The organism is Bacteroidota bacterium, assembly GCA_039714315.1.
Lineage (GTDB): Bacteria > Bacteroidota > Bacteroidia > Flavobacteriales > JADGDT01 > JADGDT01.
This window is the reverse complement of the sequence record JBDLJM010000054.1, coordinates 1-18482: the sequence shown is the minus strand read 5'-3', so window position 1 is coordinate 18482 and position 18482 is coordinate 1. Positions and strand designations below refer to the sequence as shown.

Sequence of the window (18482 nt, the reverse complement as noted above, 5' to 3'; positions counted from 1 at the left end):
TAAAAGACGAAAGATAAAAGATAAAAGATAAAAGATAAAAGGAGGAAGATAAAAGATAAAAGAGGGAAGATAAAAGAGGAAACCGACGAAGGAGGTTCAGCGAGCAACCGTTGAAGAACGGAGTGCCAGCGAGCTAAAGATACAAGAAGGAAGATAAAAGATACTCTCATTATATTTTCAAAGTCTAGCGTTAATTAGAAGAATTTTAAAATAATAAAACTTACACCAGTAACGCCAATCCAAACCTGAATAAATTGTTTTCCAAAGTTATAACCTTGCTCTTTGTGTTGCTTGTATGCAATAGTACCGGCAATTATGGTATCGATTATTAATATAATTGATAAGTTAAGATAGTCTATATTTGGAATGTTATTGTACATAGCAGTATTTTGAAGTCAAAAATAGAAAATATAAATAAAGATATATGAAGGAAAAGATTGATAAAGTTTTAGAATTTCATAAAACTTTTGAGTTGGGAGCCGGGGGAGATTTTAAGGATAAACTTCCTGAAGATTTAGTCAGGTTACGCCATAGGTTGATGGAGGAAGAGAACAATGAGTATCTGGAAGCTGCATTAAAAGGTGATTATGTTGATGTAGCCGATGCTCTCGGTGATAAGCTCTATGTTTTGTTGGGGACAATTATAGAACATGGGATGCAAGATGTGATTGAAAAGGTTTTCGATGAAATTCACAAGAGTAATATGTCGAAATTGGGAAAAGATGGAAGACCAATATACAGAGAAGATGGAAAGGCTCTTAAGGGTGAAAGTTACTTTGCTCCACGAATAAATGAGCTATTGAAAATTAATTAATTATTATTATTACAGGTTCGTTTTTTTTAATTATCTTTATATCAAGCTGAGAGATAGCAGTTTGAATAGGTGAGAATTTGTATGTGAAAGCGTTTTGTTATTGGTTTAGTGATTATTGTTTTGGTGGAATTTTTTGGATTTTTATCAAGGTAACAAACAGAATAGGTTTTTCATTTTGATGGTAACTTTCACATACAGCGAGCGGGAAAGAGAGGTCTTTCCCGCTCTTGTGTTATATAGAGTTTTATTTACTTGAGTTAATTCCGACAATGATTTACAAAAACATAACTGAAACAATAGGTAAAACGCCTTTGGTCGAAATCTATTCTGATGATAGAGGTACAAGGATATTGGCGAAGTTGGAATATTTTAATCCGGGTGGTTCTGTTAAAGACAGGATTGCACTTGCAATGATTGATGATGCTGAAAAGAAAGGACTACTTAATAAAGATTCTGTAATTATTGAACCAACAAGTGGTAATACGGGGATTGGTTTAGCACTTGTGGCGGCAGCTAAAGGATATAAGGTTATTTTTACTTTACCTGAGAGTATGAGTGTTGAAAGAAGGAAAGTGTTAGAAGCTTATGGAGCAGAGCTTGTGTTGACACCGGCAAGTGGCGGAATGAGAGCTTCTATAGCCAAGGCCGAAGAAATTGCAGGAAATACTAAAAATTCGTTTATGCCGCAACAGTTCCTAAATCCTTCAAATCCTGATGCTCACCGGCGTACTACCGCACTTGAAATATGGGAAGATACAAAAGGAAGTGTAGATGTATTTATAAGTGGAGTCGGAACCGGAGGAACCATTACCGGAGTATCGGAAATTTTGAAGCAAAAAAAACAATCTATTGAGGTTATAGCAGTTGAACCTGAAGGATCTCCCGTTCTTTCGGGAGGTAAGCCCGGGCAGCATAAGATACAGGGAATAGGAGCAGGTTTTATACCTAATGTACTAAATACTGATATATATAATGAAGTAGTAACAGTTGTTGACGAAGATGCAATTAATGCTTCTCGTAAACTGGCTCGAAATAATGGGATTTTTGTAGGTATTTCATCCGGTGCAGCTTTACATATTGCTTATCAAAAAATTGCTGATGATGAATATAATGGTAAGAAGATAGTTGTTTTATTACCCGATACGGGCGAAAGGTATTTAAGTATGCTTTAATAGCATTTAATCTACATTGAGTAGGATTTAAACTACATTCGGGTATAGTTATTTTGGATATTCGTCCTTTATAAGTTGTATAGTGTAATTGATATACTCCTGTTTAGCTTTATCTGAAGACAGCCCTCTTACTTGGCCCCAGGCATTGTTTTTAAAGGTTTGTATATAATTGCTAAAATCATTATCACTTTTAATTTCTCTATAATCACCAAAAACTGCTTGTTTGTAATAGGCGTAAAGAAGAAGCATTTTGTCTTGCGAAATAGGAGGAGAGTGTTTTAATATATTGTATGCAACTTCAAATTTTTCATTTACTGTACTTGCAGTTTGCAGTTGTTTTAAAGCCTCTTCTCTCTTCATAATCCATATTGTATAGCGTTAGAATTTAGTAAAGAAAAATGTTAGATAAATTCAGCCAGAACAGTTTCTCCACCTCTGACTTTTTGATCAATGTTAACTTTCACCTTAGCATCTAAGGGAAGATAGATATCAACTCTTGAACCAAATTTAATAAAACCGGAATCGCCTCCCTGAGTAGCACTTGTGCCTTCCTGAGCATAGTTTACTATTCTACGGGCCATAGCTCCTGCTACTTGTCTGAATAGAACCTTACTTTTGCTGTTTTCAACAACAACTGTCGTTCTTTCGTTTTCTGTAGAGGATTTAGGCAGCCATGCAGCCATATATTTGCCCGGATGATATTTTGAGAATAAAATATTTCCTCCTATAGGATATCTGGTAACATGAACATTAGTAGGAGACATAAATACAGATATTTGTAACCTTTTATCTTTGAAGTATTCAGTTTCTTCAACTTCTTCAATTACAACGACTTTACCGTCTACAGAGGAATATATAAGATTTTCATTATGCTCTGTATTTCTTTTGGGATTTCTAAAAAACTGTATAATTAATATGAAAAATATTATCGAAACAATTAACAAGCCTTTCACGATGTACTCAAAATTGGGAATAAAGTACATTGCCAGTAAGTTAATACCAACTAAAATTAATAATGAATTGATTAATATTTTAAATCCTTCTTTATGTAGCATGCTATAATTGAATGAGTTGTGTAAAGATATAAATAAACGGCGATGTAAATAAGAAACTGTCAAATCTATCTAAAATTCCACCGTGCCCCGGCATGAATTTACCGGAATCCTTGATTGCAACCTTGCGTTTAAACATAGATTCTACTAAATCTCCCAGTACGCCAAATATTCCAACGATATTGGTGATAATAAACCATTGTCCGAGTGAGAAAATATCAAAAAAGTAAGAAATAATAAATCCTACAATATATGTTAGTATAAGTCCACCGATAAAACCTTCTATGGTTTTTTTAGGAGATATTCTTTCTATTAGTTTGTGTTTACCAAACCTTTTACCTACCATATATGCAAAACTGTCGTTAGCCCATATTAGTACAAAGATGCTAAAAATAATTTCCGGATGGTAAGTTCCATTGAAGTTTGGAATTTGAGTGGCAATAGTAAGAGGTATACTTATGTAAATTATAGCCAGATAGAGGTTTCCTAAATTTTTATAAGGATTTGGTTTTTGTTTGTTGAGTTCAACAATGAAAACAATGAATACCAAAAGGAAAATCAGAAGTTTTAGAATAATTGGTTCCAAGTTTATATAATCAGCAATCCCATATAGAAAAATGCTGATACTGATAGGATACATAATTCCAAATCTTTCCAGATTATCTGAAACAGCCATTTTTGAGAACTCATACAGTCCAAAAATCATGATTAGCCCTAACAGGGTATAATAGGCAGTTGGTCCATACCAAATTGCCGCCAATACAACAGCAACAAAAATCAGACCTGAAATAGCTCTTTTAATAAATTCGTTTTCCATAGATATTATTCAACCAACAGCAAATATATGTTCTTTGATGTGTTTATACTACCAGAATCTAATATATTATTTGTTCCTGTAACTGTCTTAGGTCCTTTTATTGTCGTTATTCCTGAAGGAATATTCCCATGCCAGCGTAAGTTAATACTTCTAAGACCGTCACTACGATCCTCCAGAAGGTCTTTCACATGTGCAATTACCATAAAATCGTACGGAAGGTTTGATAATTTTCTTCCTTTTGTCTGATTTGAAGAAATTAATATGGAGCCATCTTTCGCTATTAAAGCTTCACAGCTGGTAAAAAATGCACTATCACCTTTAGTATTATTTGAATGTGGTATACCTGCACGATCTAGTAATTGATCAATAGAACTGTCAAAAGATAAAATTTCATTCCAGCCATTTTCAATAATAATATTCTTTATAGCCTCTAAAACTTCTTGCTCGTCAAAACAGTAAATAAACCTCCCACCGGTCTTTGTAAATGATTCTGCAAATTTTTCATCTAATGGAAGTTGTTCTTTTTTTTCAACGATGTTTTCGTCAGGATTAATTTCCTTTTTTTCTTCGGAAACTTGTTCCTGGTCTTTAATTCCTAATATTTTCTTTAAGAATGATTTCAAGTTGAGATCCTGATTTAGCTATGTTAAACAGTTTTACACGAGTTAAAACCCTATTATATAAAGGCTACCTTTATTGAATAGGCAGCCTTTGTATTTAAAGATAGTTATCTTTTGAGTCAGGTAAATATACTAAATTGTGTGACTATTCTAGTTTTTTGGTATCAGAAACTTCCGTGTTTGTATTTTCTTTCTCATTGTTGTTGGCGTCAGTATCTTTTTCCTCTACTTCTTCTTCAACAATGAGTCTGTTTTTATCATGGGGTCTGTCTCCGAATATTTTTAAAAGATTTTCTTTAAATATAACCTCATCTTTAAGCAATGCATCAGCTAAGGTGGTTAATTTGTCTTTATTATCGGTGATAATTTTAACTGCTCTATTGTACTGAGTATCAATTATTAGTTTGATTTCTTTGTCGATAATTTGCGCAGTTTGTTCGCTATAAGGTTTTGTAAAGCTATATTCGCTTTGGCCACTTGAATCATAATAAGTAATATTACCTATTTTATCATTTAAGCCATAAATAGTAACTAGAGCCTGTGCTTGTTTTGTTATTTTTTCCAGGTCGTTAAGAGCTCCGGTAGATACTTTGCCAAAAACTACTTGTTCTGCAGCTCTACCTGCCAGAGTTGCGCACATTTCATCAAGAATTTGTTCGGTAGTTGTAATTTGGCGTTCTTCCGGTAAGTACCAGGCCGCACCAAGCGATTGACCACGTGGTACAATTGTAACTTTCACCAGTGGTGCAGCATGTTCGAGCAGCCAACTTACGGTTGCATGACCGGCTTCGTGGTATGCAATTGTTTTCTTCTCGTCGGCCGATATGATTTTGTTTTTCTTTTCTAACCCACCAATAATTCTATCAACAGCATCTAAGAAGTCTTGTTTATCTACGGCTTTTTTGCCTTTTCTGGCAGCTATTAGGGCAGCTTCGTTACATACATTAGCAATGTCAGCTCCCGAGAATCCCGGTGTTTGTTTAGCTAAAAACTCTATATCCAGATTTTCTACCAGCTTAATAGGCTTAAGGTGTACTTTAAAAATACCCTGACGTTCGTTTAGATCCGGTAAATCAACAAAGATCTGACGATCGAATCTACCTGCACGAAGAAGGGCCTTGTCAAGAATGTCGGCTCGGTTGGTAGCGGCAAGAACAATAACGTTTGTGTCAGTTTGGAATCCGTCCATTTCGGTAAGAAGCTGGTTAAGAGTATTCTCTCTTTCGTCGTTTCCTCCGGTAATTTGATTTTTCCCTCTTGCTCTACCTATTGCGTCAATCTCATCGATGAATATTATCGCTGGAGATTTTTCTTTTGCCTGTTTAAATAAATCACGAACACGCGATGCTCCCACACCTACAAACATCTCCACAAAGTCGGATCCCGACAGAGAGAAGAAAGGTACTTTTGCTTCACCGGCAACAGCTTTTGCCAATAAAGTTTTACCTGTTCCCGGAGGTCCTACAAGAAGTGCTCCTTTTGGGATTTTACCACCTAAAGAAGTGTACTTTTCCGGCTCTTTCAAGAAGCTGACAATTTCTTCAACTTCTTCTTTTGCTCCTTCGAGTCCGGCAACGTTTTCAAAAGTAATTTTCACATCGCTGTTTTGATCGAAAAGTTTTGCTTTCGATTTTCCAATATTGAAGATTTGTCCACCTGCTCCTCCGCCTGTTCCTCCTGACATTCTTCTCATGATGAAAATCCATACAGCAATCATTAGGATAATTGGCAATAACCATCCTAATAAATCACCCCAAACGTCTTTTTGCGTGTCGTACTCGATGGTAAAATCAAGGTCAAGCTTAGACCTTTGATTGTCCATTTTGTTTTCGAAGTTTTGCAGATCACCAATTTGGAATTGGTAATGAGGTCCCGGGTTAACATCTTCGCCCATGGGGCCCTGTTTTACATCTTTATAAGTATCGTTGTTTTCGAGAGATTCTTCCTTGATGTATATTTGGGCAATATCTTTGTTTACAATAACTATTTTGGAAACATCATTGTTTTGTAAAAACTCGGTTTCGAATTGTTGATAACTGGTTTCTACCGGACCTAATCTCAGCATTGAATAGAATTGACCTGCCAAGAATAGTACTAAGATGGCCCCATATACCCAATACGGGTTAAACCTTCCCTTAGGTTCTTTATTTTTTTTATTTAAATCGTTCAATTTTATTATAGGTTTTTAGTTGTATATTATATTGAGGTAAGACTAATTAGAAATTTTAGTGGTTTTAGCATCTCCCCACAATCCTTCTATATTATAAAATTCTCTTATGGGTTTTTGAAATACGTGTACTACCACATTAACATAATCGAGAAGAACCCATTCACTAACTTCAGCACCTTCAACGTGCCATGGTTTTTCTTTAAATTCTTTGGAAATGTCTTTTTCAACAGCATTTGCAATTGATTGTACGTGGGTGTTTGATGTTCCGGAGCAAATTATAAAATAATCTGTAGATTTATTTTCGATTTCTCTAAGGTCCATCAGCAAAATATCTTCACCTTTAATATCTTCTATTGCCTTAATGATGTTTGCTATTAAAATATCAGTATTTATTGCCTCTTTCATATGTTATTAATTTCTATGTTTTGGTTATATGGTATCCCCAAAATATTCATCCCGTTTGTTGTACGCCCGGCATTCATGGGGATTTCATATGTTTATTATACGTTTTTGTCTGTGAAATACCTTCCTTAGTTAGTACGACCTGGTAACTTGCATTACAGTCATTTTTCGTATTATGGGGAAAGTATTGTCAAAGCTCATACCGTTTAATATTTTTATAATTTCATTTTTTTTGTAAAAACTGCTAAATTGTTAATACTTTTATGACCCGCAAATTTAACCTTTTTTATTAAGTAAAATAATCTTTTTAAATTATACTTACAGACGTGAGGAAAATATTCAAATATGATGCCGTAGACTCTACAAATGACTTGTTGTTAAAATGGGCTGAAAATGAATCTATTTCCAGTGGAAGTATTATTTGGGCAAATAACCAATATAAAGGTAGGGGGCAGTTTGGCAGAGTTTGGGAGAGTAAGCCCGGAGATAACCTTACATTCAGTATGCTTATTCGTCATGACAGTCTTCAGGTAATGGAGCAGTTTATGTTGAGTAAGGCTATAAGTGTTGCTATATTGAAGTCGCTTCTTATTATTTCGCCAAACTTTCATATTAAATGGCCAAATGATATTTACCTCAATGGAAAAAAAGTTGCTGGTATTTTGATAGAGAATTCTATTAAAGGACGTTATATAGGCTATTCGGTTGTTGGTGTTGGAGTAAATGTTAACCAAAGAAAATTTTCGGACCACATTGTAAATGCAAGCTCTATTTATAACGAAAGTGGAGTTGAGTTAGAATTACATAACTTATTAAACCAAATAGCGGATCATATTGAGTTTTTTGTCAATTATGTATATAGACAGCGGTATGAAAAAATAACCGATGTTTACCTGAAATACCTTTATAAGCTGAATGAAATCTCTGTATTTGAAAAAGACGGGAAAATATTTAATGGAATTATTAGAGGAGTTGATGAGTTTGGAAGAGTAAATATTGAATTGGAAGACGATGAAATAGTTACTTTTAGTAATGGAGAGATCAAAATGAAGTCATAGCTGCTAAAAAAGAAGTTGTATCAAAAGGGGCGAATTCGTCGTTCAGAATTTATATTTCTCAACAAAGTTGTCTTACAAACAAGTACGCAAGGCTTAAAATGTTGTGAAAATTGACTTTTGATACAGCTTCTCTTAAAAATATGATAAGTTTTATTGGAAACTACAGTTTTTCGATGTTTTCAGATAAAGTTTCAATGAATTTTTTTAATGGTTTCTGAACCATCATTTTTATCATAGGATTAAATTCACCGTTAAAAATCAGTTGAGTTTCTGTTTTGTTATCTCCTTTGTCTTCCAGGTTTGCAATAAGTTCTACAGGAAGTTTTGAGCTTGCGGCTTCAAGTATGATTTGAGAGTATTCTGCAGATGATTTTTTAATCAGTCTTATCTCCGGCATTCCTTTAATCCCGAATACGAATGATGTTTCGTCAGCTTCAAATTTTTGAACTTCACTAGGCATAAGTTGCTCGAAATTCTTAAACTCTGCTAAAAAATCAAAAAGTTCTTTAGGGGATTTGTTTACAATTACTTTGTTGCTTTCAATTGTCATATATTGGTGTGTGTTATAGGTTTTGCATCCATTTATCCGGAGCCTTTCTCCACTTATTTAATAATAAATGCTCATCATCGGTTATATAGCTTGTTTCAAAAGTCTGTTCTAGCAAATGATTGTAATCTGATAGAGTTACCAGTTCAATATTTTTGTCTTCGAATGCTTTTTCCGCAACTTCAAATCCGTAAGTGAAAATCCCTACCATTCCAAGTACTGTGGCATTAGCTTCTTTAAGAGCATCTACAGCTTTAAGGCTGCTCATACCAGTGCTGATTAAGTCTTCTATTATAACTACAGATTGTCCGCTTTCGAAGTGTCCTTCAATTTGATTCTGACGACCGTGTTTTTTGGCTTCCGGTCTGATGTATACAAACGGAAGTCCCATTGCTTCAGCAACCAGAGCACCTATAGCAATAGCTCCTGTTGCAACTCCTGCTATAACATTTGGTTTAACAAAGTTTTTTTCAATAGCTTTGACCATGTTTTCGCGGATGAAAGTCCTTAGTGTAGGATGCGAAAGAGTAATTCTATTATCGCAATATATTGGGGATTTCCATCCTGAAGCCCATGAAAATGGGTCGTTTGGCTGAAGTTTTATAGCTTTAACCTGGATTAAAAATTCAGCTGTTTTTTTGGCAGTTTCTTTATCTAAAATCATGAAGCAAATGTACAATGTTTTTGTAAACAAAAAACTTCTTAAAATAGTTAAAAAGTCGAATTTTGATTTCGATTTGAAAGAAGATTACGTCGGAATAGAGCAACTTGAAAGAATTATAATTGAGTTGGAAGATGGAAAGTATAATAAGGTATTGCTGATTAGTGATAATCCTGGAAAGGTTTTCAAAGACTTTGGAAAAATAGCAAAAGTACGGGTTGCTGCAGGCGGAAAAGTAGAGAATAAATATGGCGAAATACTGTTTATTTATCGTGATGGTGTTTGGGATCTGCCTAAAGGATTTATTGAAGAAGGCGAAAGTAATGAGGATGGAGCTATGAGAGAAGTTGAAGAGGAAACCGGAGTAGTAGGGTTGGAGGTATCGGAGTTTATTAAAACTACCTACCATACCTATCGCTATAAAGGTAAACTGGTGTTAAAAATTTCGCATTGGTATAAAATGAAGTCAGGTTATGAAGGCGAATTAGTTCCTCAAACTAAGGAAGGGATAACCCAAGTTAAATGGCTCGACGCCAAAGCTATAAATGAGGCGATGAAAAATACCTGGGAGAATATTAAATTATTGTTTTGATAACTTAATGGGACTGTCTCAAAAGCAAAACACCGTTATTCTGATTGAAATACAGTGTAGTCGAAGAATCGGATTATAATATAAAAAGATATTTCGATTCCGCTATCGCTCTACTCAATATGACGTATTTGCTGGCTTTTGAAAAAGCCCCATTGTATCATTGCATTATTTCTTCACAGTATCAGGAACTAATGAAGAGTAATCTCCATCGTATTGCATAACTTCTCTAACAATGCTGGAACTGATAGAAGAGAATCCTGAAGAAGTAAGTAAAAAAACTGTCTCAATTTCCGGATCAAGCTTTCTGTTTGTTTGTGCTATAGCTTTTTCGAATTCAAAATCCGCAGGATTTCTCAGCCCCCTTATGATGAATTTAGCATCAACTTGTTTGCAGTAGTCAACAGTTAGCATGTTTTCGTAGTGAGTAATTTTTATCTTACTGTGCTCTTTGAATGTTTCCTCAAGCCATTCTATTCTTTTCTCTAAGGGAAACATGTATTTTTTTGACGAATTGGTTCCAATAGCAATAATTATTTCATCAAAAAGAGGAAGTGCCCTGTGAATAATGTCTAAATGTCCATTTGTAATAGGGTCAAATGAACCCGGAAATACAGCTCGTCGTATCATTTTATTATCTGTTTAATGCTTCGTTAATTGAACTTTCGAATAATTCAGTTAAACTAATTCCGGCAGCCTTAGCTTGTTGGGGCAGTATACTTTCTTCGGTAAGTCCGGGAATAGTATTTATCTCAATAAAATAAGGAATACCTTCTTTGATGATGTATTCAGCCCTTGAAAAGCCTTTAATGTCCAGTGCCTTGTAAACTTTTAAAGCAGCTTCAGTAACAGTTTTTCTATCTTCTTCAGAGATTCTTGCAGGGGTGATCTCGTCTGATGCACCTTCGTATTTTGCGTTATAATCGAAAAAAGAATTATGTGAAACTATTTCGGTCATTGGTAGAACTTTTAATTTTCCTTCGAAAGGAATAACGCCAACAGTTACTTCAGTACCGGTAATGAATTCTTCAATAAGTAACTGGTTGTCGATAGAAAACGCATTGTCAATTGCTCCCTGTAAGTCTTCTAACTTATCAACTTTGCTTATGCCAAAACTCGAACCTGCTCTGTTAGGTTTTACCATGCATGGCAAACCTACTTTTGTTGCAATATCATCGATGTTGTATATGTCGTTTTTGCTCAGGAATATAGATTCAGCAGCAACTACCCCGTGTGATTTTGCTACCGAAATACATTCTCTTTTGCTGAATGATAATGCCGATTCAAAAGAGTCGCAGGTGTTGTGAGGAATGTTTACTAATTCGAAGTAAGCACTTAATTTACCATCTTCACCGGGACTCCCGTGAATTGCATTGTATACTACATCGAATTTGATTTTTTCACCGTCTTTACTTATGCTGAAATCATTCTTGTCTATATCAAACTTTTTTCCATCAATTTCTGCGTACCACCGGTCTTTTTCTATTATTATTTTATAGGGATTGAATTTATCTCTAGAAATATTTTCAAAAACCACAGTTCCACTCTTCTTCGAAATTTCTGCTTCTGTGGAATATCCGCCCATTACTATAGCAATATTCTTCTTCATCTTATTATTAATATTTACTTGCTTTTAATTTATGTTAGATAATTTTTGTGGTGTGCGATCGTTTTAAATAACGGTGAAAAGTAATCACTTTTTCCGAATTAACAAATATACAAAAGGCTTTGTAGAACTAATTATTATATTTGCGGAGCTATTATGTTATAATGGATTAAATATTATTATAGTAACGAATAATTTTAAAAAATGAATCTATTCAAATTTATCTTTAGTAAGTGGTTTGTAGTTAATGTGTTCGGGGCAATCATAGTCTTGCTGGTCGGAATTTATTTTGTGACAAATTTACTCGGAGAAATTACTTTACACAATAAAACAATTACGGTTCCGGACTTAAAAACATACTCAATTTTAGAGGTAGAAGAAACTTTAGGGAATTTATCACTGGAATATAAAGTTATCGATTCGTCGGCATATACAACAAAATTTCCTAAAAATTCGGTTGTAAAACAAGACCCTGTGAGTGGTATAGAGGTAAAAGAGGGGAGAGTTATATATTTAACTGTAAATCCTAGTGGTTTTCGTTCGGTACAGGTTCCGTATTTAGTAGGTAAAACCAGTCGTCAGGCAGTTTCTTACCTAAAGACAGTTGGGTTTAAGGTAGGAAAGTTTGAATATAGACCGGATATAGGGAAGAATGTGGTGCTGGATATGAAATATAGGGGTAAAATTTTAGACTCATTGGTTACGTTGCCAAAAGAGTCTGTTATAGATTTGGTTTTAGGTGCCGGATTAAATAGCGAGAAGACCACTTTGCCTAATTTTATAGGAGATGATATCTCTGTAGCAAAAAAGAAGTTAGTCGAAATGTCGTTAAACCTTGGAAAAGTAAGATATGACGGTGGAAGAAATGATGCTGAAAAATATTTTATATACAAGCAATATCCTAATTATCATAAAAACAGCAAGTTGAAGATAGGGAGTGTGATAGATTTATGGTTGACAAGTGATAGTTCGAAATTGACGAAAATTACAAGTGATTCATTATCTGTTGAATAATGTTATAACCGGTTAACTTTTGTTTTCAAATTAAAGAAAGGATAATAAATGGAAGAGATAGAGGAAAAGGTAGATGGAGGGGAACTTTACGAGCATTATAAATTTATTGCCGATAAGGGGCAGGAGCCTTTAAGAGTAGATAAGTATTTGATGAATTTTATTGAGAATGCTACTCGAAATAAGATTCAAAATGCTGCTAAAGCCGGAAATATATTGGTGAATGGAAATGAAGTTAAACCAAATTATAGAGTTAAAGCCGGTGATGAAGTAAAAGTGATATTGGCATATCCGCCAAGAGACGGTACTGTGCTTCCTGAAGATATACCTTTGGATATTGTTTATGAAGATGATGATTTGATCGTAGTAAATAAGGAGCATGGGATGGTAGTACATCCCGGACACGGCAATTACAGTGGAACCCTGGTGAACGCTCTGACTTTTCATTTTGATAACTTACCTGATAAAAGTGAAAACCTGGACAGGCCCGGATTGGTTCACAGAATCGATAAGGGAACAAGCGGATTACTGGTAATCGCCAAAAATGAATTTGCTATGGCTCATTTGGCTAAACAGTTTTTCAATAAAACTACTGAAAGAGAATATGTGGCTTTGGTTTGGGGCGATGTCGAAGAAGATGAAGGGACTATAGAAGGACATATCGGCAGAAGTGTGAAGAATAGAATGCAGATGTCTGTCTATCCTGAAGGGGAACTGGGAAAAGAGGCTGTTACACACTATAAAGTATTAGAGCGATTGGGTTATATAACTATGGTTTCGTGCAGACTTGAAACCGGAAGGACTCACCAGATAAGAGCACATTTTAAATATATTGGTCATACCTTATTTGGAGATGAAAGATATGGCGGAGATAAAATATTAAAAGGTACAACGTTTACAAATTATAGGCAGTTTGTGCAGAATTGTTTAACGTTGTTGCCACGTCAGGCATTGCATGCAAGAACATTAGGCTTTGAGCATCCTGTTAGTGGGGAGTTTATGAGATTTGAAGTTCCGATACCTGATGATATCCAGGCTGTTGTAGAGAAGTGGAGAGTGTATTCTAAAAGTAGAACTTCTAACGATTAGCAAAGTTTTATTGGTATGCTGACATTATCTTTGTTAATTATTAATTGTAAAGTATAAAACAATTTTAATATATTCGTTTGCTAACAGAGTTCTCTGTTAGGATCAGATAGAAAACTAAATAAAAATCTAACATGAAAATAATAGTTCGATTTGCCATTACTAGTGTAGCTGCACTTTCTTTGGCTTTAGTTACCGGTTGTGGTAGCAAAAAGGCAACAACGCCATCATCCACTAAATATGAGGCGGAGCCAAGTACAAAAGATGAGGTTGTGGCAAATTTACCTTGTAGCGGATCTGAGTTTTTCTCTGCCGATAAGGATTTTAGAGGTTCTGCTTCGGGAGAGAGTTTAGATCAGATGACTGCGCGTAAAAAAGCTTTGTCGAATGCCAAAGCACAGTTGGCAGGAGATGTTAATTCAGTTATGCAAACTGTTGGAGGTAATTATATAAAGTCGTCAGGGATAAATAATAAGGAATTGGCCCTTGAGCATTTCGAACAACATACCAGAGCTATAGTAGATCGGGAGTTAAGAGACGTTAGTCAAATTTGCGAAAAACAAACAAAAGTAGAAAGTACAGGTAAGTATAAGTATTACGTGGCAATTGAATTATCAGGTTATGAACTGGTGGATGCTTATAATGAAACTCTTTCGAAAGATGAAATTTTTAAAGCCGGTTACAGTTACGAGAAGTTTAAGCAAGCTTTTGATGAAGAAATGGTGAAATATACACGAGGAAACTAGTTGTTAAATCGTATAAAGTGAAAGGTCGTCCTGCAATTATGTTGGACGACCTTTTTATATATATCAGGATGCAATTTTTTGAATTGCTAAATTGTTTTCTAGTTTATATGAGAATGATGCTTTGCAGACGATTGATTGTTTGTTCCTTTTGTCTTTTTTTACCACTTGTATATGGTATACAGCAGTTTTAGCATCGAACTTCCCAAGTTGAGTGTGGATCCTAAGTTCGTCGCCGGTATTTGCTCCGCCGATAATATCAACTTTATAAATACTGCTGGATCTTTTTGCGCTTAGGTTGTAGTTTCTTTCAATATCCTTTACTGGAGTAGTTAAAGCATTTTCCATTTGCTCGAGCAAAATATGCGGAAAAATTTCGCCATTAGAGTTGAGGTCTCTTTTTCTTATTCTGAAGTATTTGTCCTTTTTAGTATTTCTTATCGTTTTCATGTGGATAAATTGTTTTTTAAGGTTACATGAAATTTATGCTTATTTCATGTGGATGCCTTTTTTTGTTATTTATAATATTAATAATGGTAAATCGGGTAGTTTAAGAAGTCGGTAATTACGTTTTGAATTACATTTACCTGTTATTGCTCTTTTTGTGGATTTTGACTGATTTTGCATTTTTGTGATCATCTTTCTATTGTTTAATTGATTTTAAAAAAAAAGGTGCTTTCCCTGTTAGAAAAAGCACCTTTGATTATTTGAATATTTTATTTTTTACTAAAAAATATCTTCCTCGATTAGTGCTTTATTAGGCTTCTTAAATGAATTGGAAACATTAATATCAGAGCCCTGGATTGATAGCATAGACATTTGACACATCCATGATTGGCGTGTTGAGTGTTTTTTAGCTATGTTTTTTGCTCTAAGCATCGTTAAGTATAATTTGTACAAATGTATTTATAAATTTTAAAATGAAAAGTGTATTGATTGTTTTGCTTTCTAATTTTGTATTTTTCAATATTTGACCTTGTATTTTAAAATTTGATATCTGTTATATGTTTGAAATGGTAAGTTTTGTAGGGGTAGCCCCGATAGAAACGTTACCCCACAGAAAAAGGCATAAATGAACAAAGCCATAAGGGAGCTTTTTTGAAAAAAAAGATATACTTATGGTTATTGTGAATTGTGGCTTTTTTGAGGAGTATAAGTGGATAGCGGGATTAGCTTCATAAAATTATAATAATAAGAACGAAAACTTCATATAATTACTACATTTGTATAAAATAGAAAATAGAACAATTATGGCCAGTAAGAGAATATTAAAGAAGAATGTAAATTATCTTTTTGGAGATTTAATAGATGAATGTTATTTGTGGATGTTGGTAAATCCTGAAAAAGATGATGCAGGAGCAAATAAAATAGTTGATGAAGCTGTAGAGTATTACGATGATTTAATGGTGAAAATAAACAAGAGAGATATTGATGATTCAAAGAAATATTTTGGATTGTTGAGTAGGGAAGTAGAAGAAAAAGCAGAGGAGTTAGTAGAGAAGATAAATTCTTTATAGTTGAATTCATAAAAAGTGACTCCCCGTTAGCCAATGTTTTCGGGGAGTTTTTATTTAGTTATATATGTTAGGAAAAACGGTAACTGCAGGAGTTGTATTTATTTTTATTTCTGTAGGGCTTTTTGCAGGTAAAATAGACAAGGCGTATGAGGCTTTAAATGTTTTTGATTATTTTAAGGCTAAATCATTATTTGAGTCATCGTTGAAGCGGGAACCAACTGCTGCAAGCTATGGGTTGAGTATGATTTATTACAGGAACGATAATCCATTTCATAATTTGGATAATGCCTATATGTATATTGAAAATGCTGAACTTACTTATGGGGAAGCAAGTAAAAAGAAGAAAGAATTTCTCTTGAAATTTTATATTGATTCCTTACAGATTTCGAAGCATAAAAACGATGTAATTTCGGCTTTATGGGGTGAAGTTAAAGGGAGTCGTAATATTATTGTTATAAATGATTTTATCGATGATTATCCATCTTATGAGGATATTGATGATGTGAAAAAATCGAGAAACGATCTGGCTTTTGAACTTGCTGATTCAGTAGGAAGTATTCAAAGTTACCGGGAGTTTTACACTACTTATCCTGACGATCCCAGAGCGAAAAAGGCAAAGTCGGAATATGAAGAAATGTTATTTGAGGAGAAAGCCGGAAATGGGAGTTTGCAGAGCTATGTTGATTTTGTAAATACGTACCCTGATAATTCTTTTGTGGTAGAAGCCCGGAGAAAAATATATGAACTGTCAACTGAGGATCAAACTTTGGAAAGTTATAACCGGTTTAGGAAAAACTTTCCGGATAACCCATATGTTGCAGAAGCATGGAAGAACATATTTATTCTGTCTTTTACAGATTTTAATGATAATGAAATGCATGAGTTTATAGAAAATTATCATGAATTTCCATATCCTGATATGCTTACTGAATCCAGAGTTATGAGGGATTTGGATTTGCATAGAGTTGTTATTAAAGGGAAATGGGGATATGTAGACTCTAAGGGGGAAGTTAGAATTAATCCTGAATACGAATTTGAAAATGATTTCAGCAATGAGATGGCACTTGTTGCAAATGAAGATTATGTAGGTTATATAAATAAGAAAGGTGAGAAGGTAATTGATTTTATATATGATGACGGAACCGATTTTATAGAAGGAGTAGCTCATGTTGTAAAGGGTGATTCTATTGCCTTAATAGATAAAAGGGGTAGAGAGATTCTGGGCTTCAATTACAGTTATATATCTACTCCAAATAATGGAGTGATATTGGTAAAACAATCCGTCAGTAAGAAGTATATCTTCCATAATCTTAATGGTGAGAAGTTGTTTAATGGGGCGGAATTTGATTATGCCGAAGAGTTTAGTAATGGTTTTTCAATTGTTGGGAAACATATGGTCACCGGTGATGTTAATGATTCTGTTACCGATTCCTTAGCTGATGATGCGGAAATTGTAAAACAGATATTATATGGTGTAATTGACTCTACCGGAAATATTGTTTTACCGCTAGAGTATAAAAGAATTTTGAAAGGATACGACAAGCAGTTTAGGGTAATGAACAGTGAGTCTAAGTACGGTCTGATCTCTTTACCGAAATTAGATACTGTTATTTCTTATAAGTACAGATATATAGGAGAAGAGAGTGAAGGTAAATATGCTGTATTTAGTGGTGAAAAATATGGTTACAGAAAGCTCGACGGAGAAAAAATAACATCAGACAGGTTTTATAGGTTCAAAGGTGATACAGTGGAGACTAAGTATTGCAGAGGATATGCTAAAACGAAATACAGGGGGAAATACGGAGTAGTTGATTCTCTTGGTAAAAAGGTGTTTCCGGATATCTTTGAAGAAGTTGGAGAGGTAGTTGATTTTCCGGTGCCGGTTTCGAAGAGAGGAAAGTGGGGATACGTAACCAAAGACGTTTCACTTTGGACCTCTTATATTTATGATTATGCAAGCGCATTTGATAATGGTGTGGCTATCGTTTCCAGGAAGAGTAAATATGGTGTTATAGATAAAAGGAGAAAGAATGTTATTGGTTTTGATTTCGACTATTTAGAGAAGTTAGGAGATGGTCATTATCTGGCTAAAAAAAATAATTTATACGGATTACTGGATGAAGACGGTACGATAGTACTTCCGTTTTATTACTCTAAAATTGAGCTCTATAGGGGGAGTATGCTTCGATTATATATTTTTGGAGAATATCAGTATTTCGATTTAAATACTAATTCATTTATATATGGAGTACTTCCTAAAGACGAGGATAAAAAGGAATGATGATTTTCATGACCTTTTAAAGAAAGAGAATAAAAAAAAGCCACAAATCATTTAAGATTGTGGCTTTTTTTGTGGGCGATGAGGGATTGCTCTGCCATCCCTTGGCCCCATTTTGAAAATGTAAAAGGAATCAAAACTCCTTTCGAAGTTTGCTTTTTTTATTTCAAAAACTTTACAAAACCAGGGTTTTGACACTTTCTGAAATAAAAAAAGACTGTTAAAACATAGTTTTAACAGTCTTTTACATTTATCTGTGGGCGATGAGGGATTCGAACCCCCGACCCCCTCGGTGTAAACGAGGTGCTCTGAACCAACTGAGCTAATCGCCCGAAATAT

At 34.4% G+C, this 18482-nt stretch carries 21 protein-coding genes and 1 tRNA gene; 9 read left to right on the top strand and 13 right to left on the bottom strand.

What is annotated here, in order from left to right:
• Positions 1–194 precede the first annotated feature (194 nt).
• Positions 195–380: a hypothetical protein gene (locus ABFR62_07275; protein MEN8138216.1), complete on the bottom strand. Its 186-nt coding sequence runs from the start codon at positions 378–380 to the stop codon at positions 195–197.
• 44 nt (positions 381–424) lie between these two features.
• On the opposite strand from ABFR62_07275, the gene ABFR62_07270 reads away from it, so the two are divergent.
• Together ABFR62_07270 and cysK are read left to right on the top strand one after the other, a co-directional pair.
• A complete protein-coding gene (locus ABFR62_07270; GenBank protein ID MEN8138215.1) occupies positions 425–814 on the top strand; it encodes a nucleoside triphosphate pyrophosphohydrolase family protein in 390 nt (129 codons plus the stop codon).
• A gap of 269 nt (positions 815–1083) precedes the next feature.
• Positions 1084–1986 carry a cysteine synthase A gene (gene cysK, locus ABFR62_07265; protein MEN8138214.1) on the top strand — a complete coding sequence of 301 codons (903 nt, stop codon included), beginning with the start codon at positions 1084–1086 and terminating at the stop codon, positions 1984–1986.
• Positions 1987–2034: 48 nt separating this feature from the next.
• Here the strand turns inward: cysK and ABFR62_07260 are convergent, their stop codons facing one another.
• The 6 genes from ABFR62_07260 to rsfS form a co-directional block, all read right to left on the bottom strand.
• Positions 2035–2346 (bottom strand): acyl-CoA-binding protein, encoded by a 312-nt coding sequence (locus ABFR62_07260; GenBank protein MEN8138213.1) that lies wholly within the window; start codon positions 2344–2346, stop codon positions 2035–2037.
• Positions 2347–2387: 41 nt separating this feature from the next.
• Entirely contained in the window at positions 2388–3041 is a 654-nt protein-coding gene (locus tag ABFR62_07255; GenBank protein ID MEN8138212.1) for a phosphatidylserine decarboxylase family protein, read from the bottom strand.
• Between the two features lies 1 nt (position 3042).
• On the bottom strand, positions 3043–3855 hold the full coding sequence (locus ABFR62_07250) for a phosphatidate cytidylyltransferase (protein ID MEN8138211.1): 813 nt from the start codon (positions 3853–3855) through the stop codon (positions 3043–3045).
• Between the two features lie 5 nt (positions 3856–3860).
• Entirely contained in the window at positions 3861–4478 is a 618-nt protein-coding gene (locus ABFR62_07245) for an LUD domain-containing protein (protein MEN8138210.1), read from the bottom strand.
• A gap of 142 nt (positions 4479–4620) precedes the next feature.
• Positions 4621–6651, bottom strand: a complete 2031-nt coding sequence (gene ftsH / locus ABFR62_07240; protein ID MEN8138209.1) for an ATP-dependent zinc metalloprotease FtsH — start codon at positions 6649–6651, stop codon at positions 4621–4623.
• Positions 6652–6687: 36 nt separating this feature from the next.
• A complete protein-coding gene (gene rsfS / locus ABFR62_07235) occupies positions 6688–7050 on the bottom strand; it encodes a ribosome silencing factor (protein ID MEN8138208.1) in 363 nt (120 codons plus the stop codon).
• A 323-nt stretch (positions 7051–7373) separates the two neighbouring features.
• On the opposite strand from rsfS, the gene ABFR62_07230 reads away from it, so the two are divergent.
• A complete protein-coding gene (locus ABFR62_07230; GenBank protein MEN8138207.1) occupies positions 7374–8105 on the top strand; it encodes a biotin--[acetyl-CoA-carboxylase] ligase in 732 nt (243 codons plus the stop codon).
• A 160-nt stretch (positions 8106–8265) separates the two neighbouring features.
• On the opposite strand, the gene ABFR62_07225 is transcribed toward ABFR62_07230, so the two are convergent.
• Together ABFR62_07225 and pyrE are read right to left on the bottom strand one after the other, a co-directional pair.
• Complete coding sequence (locus ABFR62_07225) at positions 8266–8655, bottom strand: SRPBCC family protein (GenBank protein ID MEN8138206.1); 390 nt, start codon at positions 8653–8655, stop codon at positions 8266–8268.
• A gap of 13 nt (positions 8656–8668) precedes the next feature.
• Positions 8669–9316, bottom strand: a complete 648-nt coding sequence (gene pyrE / locus ABFR62_07220; GenBank protein MEN8138205.1) for an orotate phosphoribosyltransferase — start codon at positions 9314–9316, stop codon at positions 8669–8671.
• Between pyrE and ABFR62_07215 the strand changes: the two genes are divergently transcribed.
• A complete protein-coding gene (locus ABFR62_07215; GenBank protein MEN8138204.1) occupies positions 9315–9905 on the top strand; it encodes an NUDIX domain-containing protein in 591 nt (196 codons plus the stop codon). The genes pyrE and ABFR62_07215 overlap by 2 nt on opposite strands.
• A 165-nt stretch (positions 9906–10070) precedes the next feature.
• Here the strand turns inward: ABFR62_07215 and coaD are convergent, their stop codons facing one another.
• Both coaD and ABFR62_07205 read right to left on the bottom strand, forming a co-directional pair.
• On the bottom strand, positions 10071–10529 hold the full coding sequence (coaD, locus tag ABFR62_07210) for a pantetheine-phosphate adenylyltransferase (protein ID MEN8138203.1): 459 nt from the start codon (positions 10527–10529) through the stop codon (positions 10071–10073).
• Between the two features lie 7 nt (positions 10530–10536).
• Positions 10537–11511 carry a D-alanine--D-alanine ligase gene (locus ABFR62_07205; protein ID MEN8138202.1) on the bottom strand — a complete coding sequence of 325 codons (975 nt, stop codon included), beginning with the start codon at positions 11509–11511 and terminating at the stop codon, positions 10537–10539.
• Positions 11512–11712: 201 nt separating this feature from the next.
• On the opposite strand from ABFR62_07205, the gene ABFR62_07200 reads away from it, so the two are divergent.
• The 3 genes from ABFR62_07200 to ABFR62_07190 all read left to right on the top strand — a co-directional run bounded on the left by ABFR62_07200 (position 11713) and on the right by ABFR62_07190 (position 14351).
• The gene (locus tag ABFR62_07200; protein ID MEN8138201.1) at positions 11713–12522 is read left to right on the top strand and encodes a PASTA domain-containing protein; all 810 of its coding nucleotides are present in this window, start codon (positions 11713–11715) and stop codon (positions 12520–12522) included.
• Between the two features lie 48 nt (positions 12523–12570).
• Positions 12571–13608: an RluA family pseudouridine synthase gene (locus ABFR62_07195; protein MEN8138200.1), complete on the top strand. Its 1038-nt coding sequence runs from the start codon at positions 12571–12573 to the stop codon at positions 13606–13608.
• Between the two features lie 131 nt (positions 13609–13739).
• Entirely contained in the window at positions 13740–14351 is a 612-nt protein-coding gene (locus ABFR62_07190; GenBank protein ID MEN8138199.1) for a hypothetical protein, read from the top strand.
• 63 nt (positions 14352–14414) lie between these two features.
• Here ABFR62_07190 and ABFR62_07185 read toward each other — a convergent pair whose 3' ends face one another.
• The gene (locus ABFR62_07185) at positions 14415–14798 is read right to left on the bottom strand and encodes a hypothetical protein (GenBank protein MEN8138198.1); all 384 of its coding nucleotides are present in this window, start codon (positions 14796–14798) and stop codon (positions 14415–14417) included.
• Between the two features lie 800 nt (positions 14799–15598).
• On the opposite strand from ABFR62_07185, the gene ABFR62_07180 reads away from it, so the two are divergent.
• Entirely contained in the window at positions 15599–15865 is a 267-nt protein-coding gene (locus ABFR62_07180; GenBank protein MEN8138197.1) for a hypothetical protein, read from the top strand.
• A gap of 64 nt (positions 15866–15929) precedes the next feature.
• Entirely contained in the window at positions 15930–18146 is a 2217-nt protein-coding gene (locus ABFR62_07175; protein ID MEN8138196.1) for a WG repeat-containing protein, read from the top strand.
• A 254-nt stretch (positions 18147–18400) separates the two neighbouring features.
• Here ABFR62_07175 and ABFR62_07170 read toward each other — a convergent pair.
• A tRNA-Val gene (locus ABFR62_07170) sits at positions 18401–18475 on the bottom strand.
• Positions 18476–18482 lie beyond the last annotated feature (7 nt).

Excerpts from the sequence above, each read along its gene's own strand:
- ABFR62_07250 (MEN8138211.1), bottom strand. The coding sequence starts at position 3,855 with ATGGAAAACGAATTTATTAAAAGAGCTATTTCAGGTCTGATTTTTGTT.
- ABFR62_07255 (MEN8138212.1), bottom strand. The coding sequence starts at position 3,041 with ATGCTACATAAAGAAGGATTTAAAATATTAATCAATTCATTATTAATT.
- ABFR62_07205 (MEN8138202.1), bottom strand. The coding sequence starts at position 11,511 with ATGAAGAAGAATATTGCTATAGTAATGGGCGGATATTCCACAGAAGCA.
- ABFR62_07185 (MEN8138198.1), bottom strand. The coding sequence starts at position 14,798 with ATGAAAACGATAAGAAATACTAAAAAGGACAAATACTTCAGAATAAGA.
- ABFR62_07275 (MEN8138216.1), bottom strand. The coding sequence starts at position 380 with ATGTACAATAACATTCCAAATATAGACTATCTTAACTTATCAATTATA.
- pyrE (MEN8138205.1), bottom strand. The coding sequence starts at position 9,316 with ATGATTTTAGATAAAGAAACTGCCAAAAAAACAGCTGAATTTTTAATC.
- ABFR62_07175 (MEN8138196.1), top strand. The coding sequence starts at position 15,930 with ATGTTAGGAAAAACGGTAACTGCAGGAGTTGTATTTATTTTTATTTCT.
- ABFR62_07270 (MEN8138215.1), top strand. The coding sequence starts at position 425 with ATGAAGGAAAAGATTGATAAAGTTTTAGAATTTCATAAAACTTTTGAG.
- ABFR62_07200 (MEN8138201.1), top strand. The coding sequence starts at position 11,713 with ATGAATCTATTCAAATTTATCTTTAGTAAGTGGTTTGTAGTTAATGTG.
- ABFR62_07225 (MEN8138206.1), bottom strand. The coding sequence starts at position 8,655 with ATGACAATTGAAAGCAACAAAGTAATTGTAAACAAATCCCCTAAAGAA.
- ABFR62_07260 (MEN8138213.1), bottom strand. The coding sequence starts at position 2,346 with ATGAAGAGAGAAGAGGCTTTAAAACAACTGCAAACTGCAAGTACAGTA.
- ABFR62_07180 (MEN8138197.1), top strand. The coding sequence starts at position 15,599 with ATGGCCAGTAAGAGAATATTAAAGAAGAATGTAAATTATCTTTTTGGA.
- cysK (MEN8138214.1), top strand. The coding sequence starts at position 1,084 with ATGATTTACAAAAACATAACTGAAACAATAGGTAAAACGCCTTTGGTC.
- ABFR62_07195 (MEN8138200.1), top strand. The coding sequence starts at position 12,571 with ATGGAAGAGATAGAGGAAAAGGTAGATGGAGGGGAACTTTACGAGCAT.
- ABFR62_07215 (MEN8138204.1), top strand. The coding sequence starts at position 9,315 with ATGAAGCAAATGTACAATGTTTTTGTAAACAAAAAACTTCTTAAAATA.
- rsfS (MEN8138208.1), bottom strand. The coding sequence starts at position 7,050 with ATGAAAGAGGCAATAAATACTGATATTTTAATAGCAAACATCATTAAG.
- ABFR62_07190 (MEN8138199.1), top strand. The coding sequence starts at position 13,740 with ATGAAAATAATAGTTCGATTTGCCATTACTAGTGTAGCTGCACTTTCT.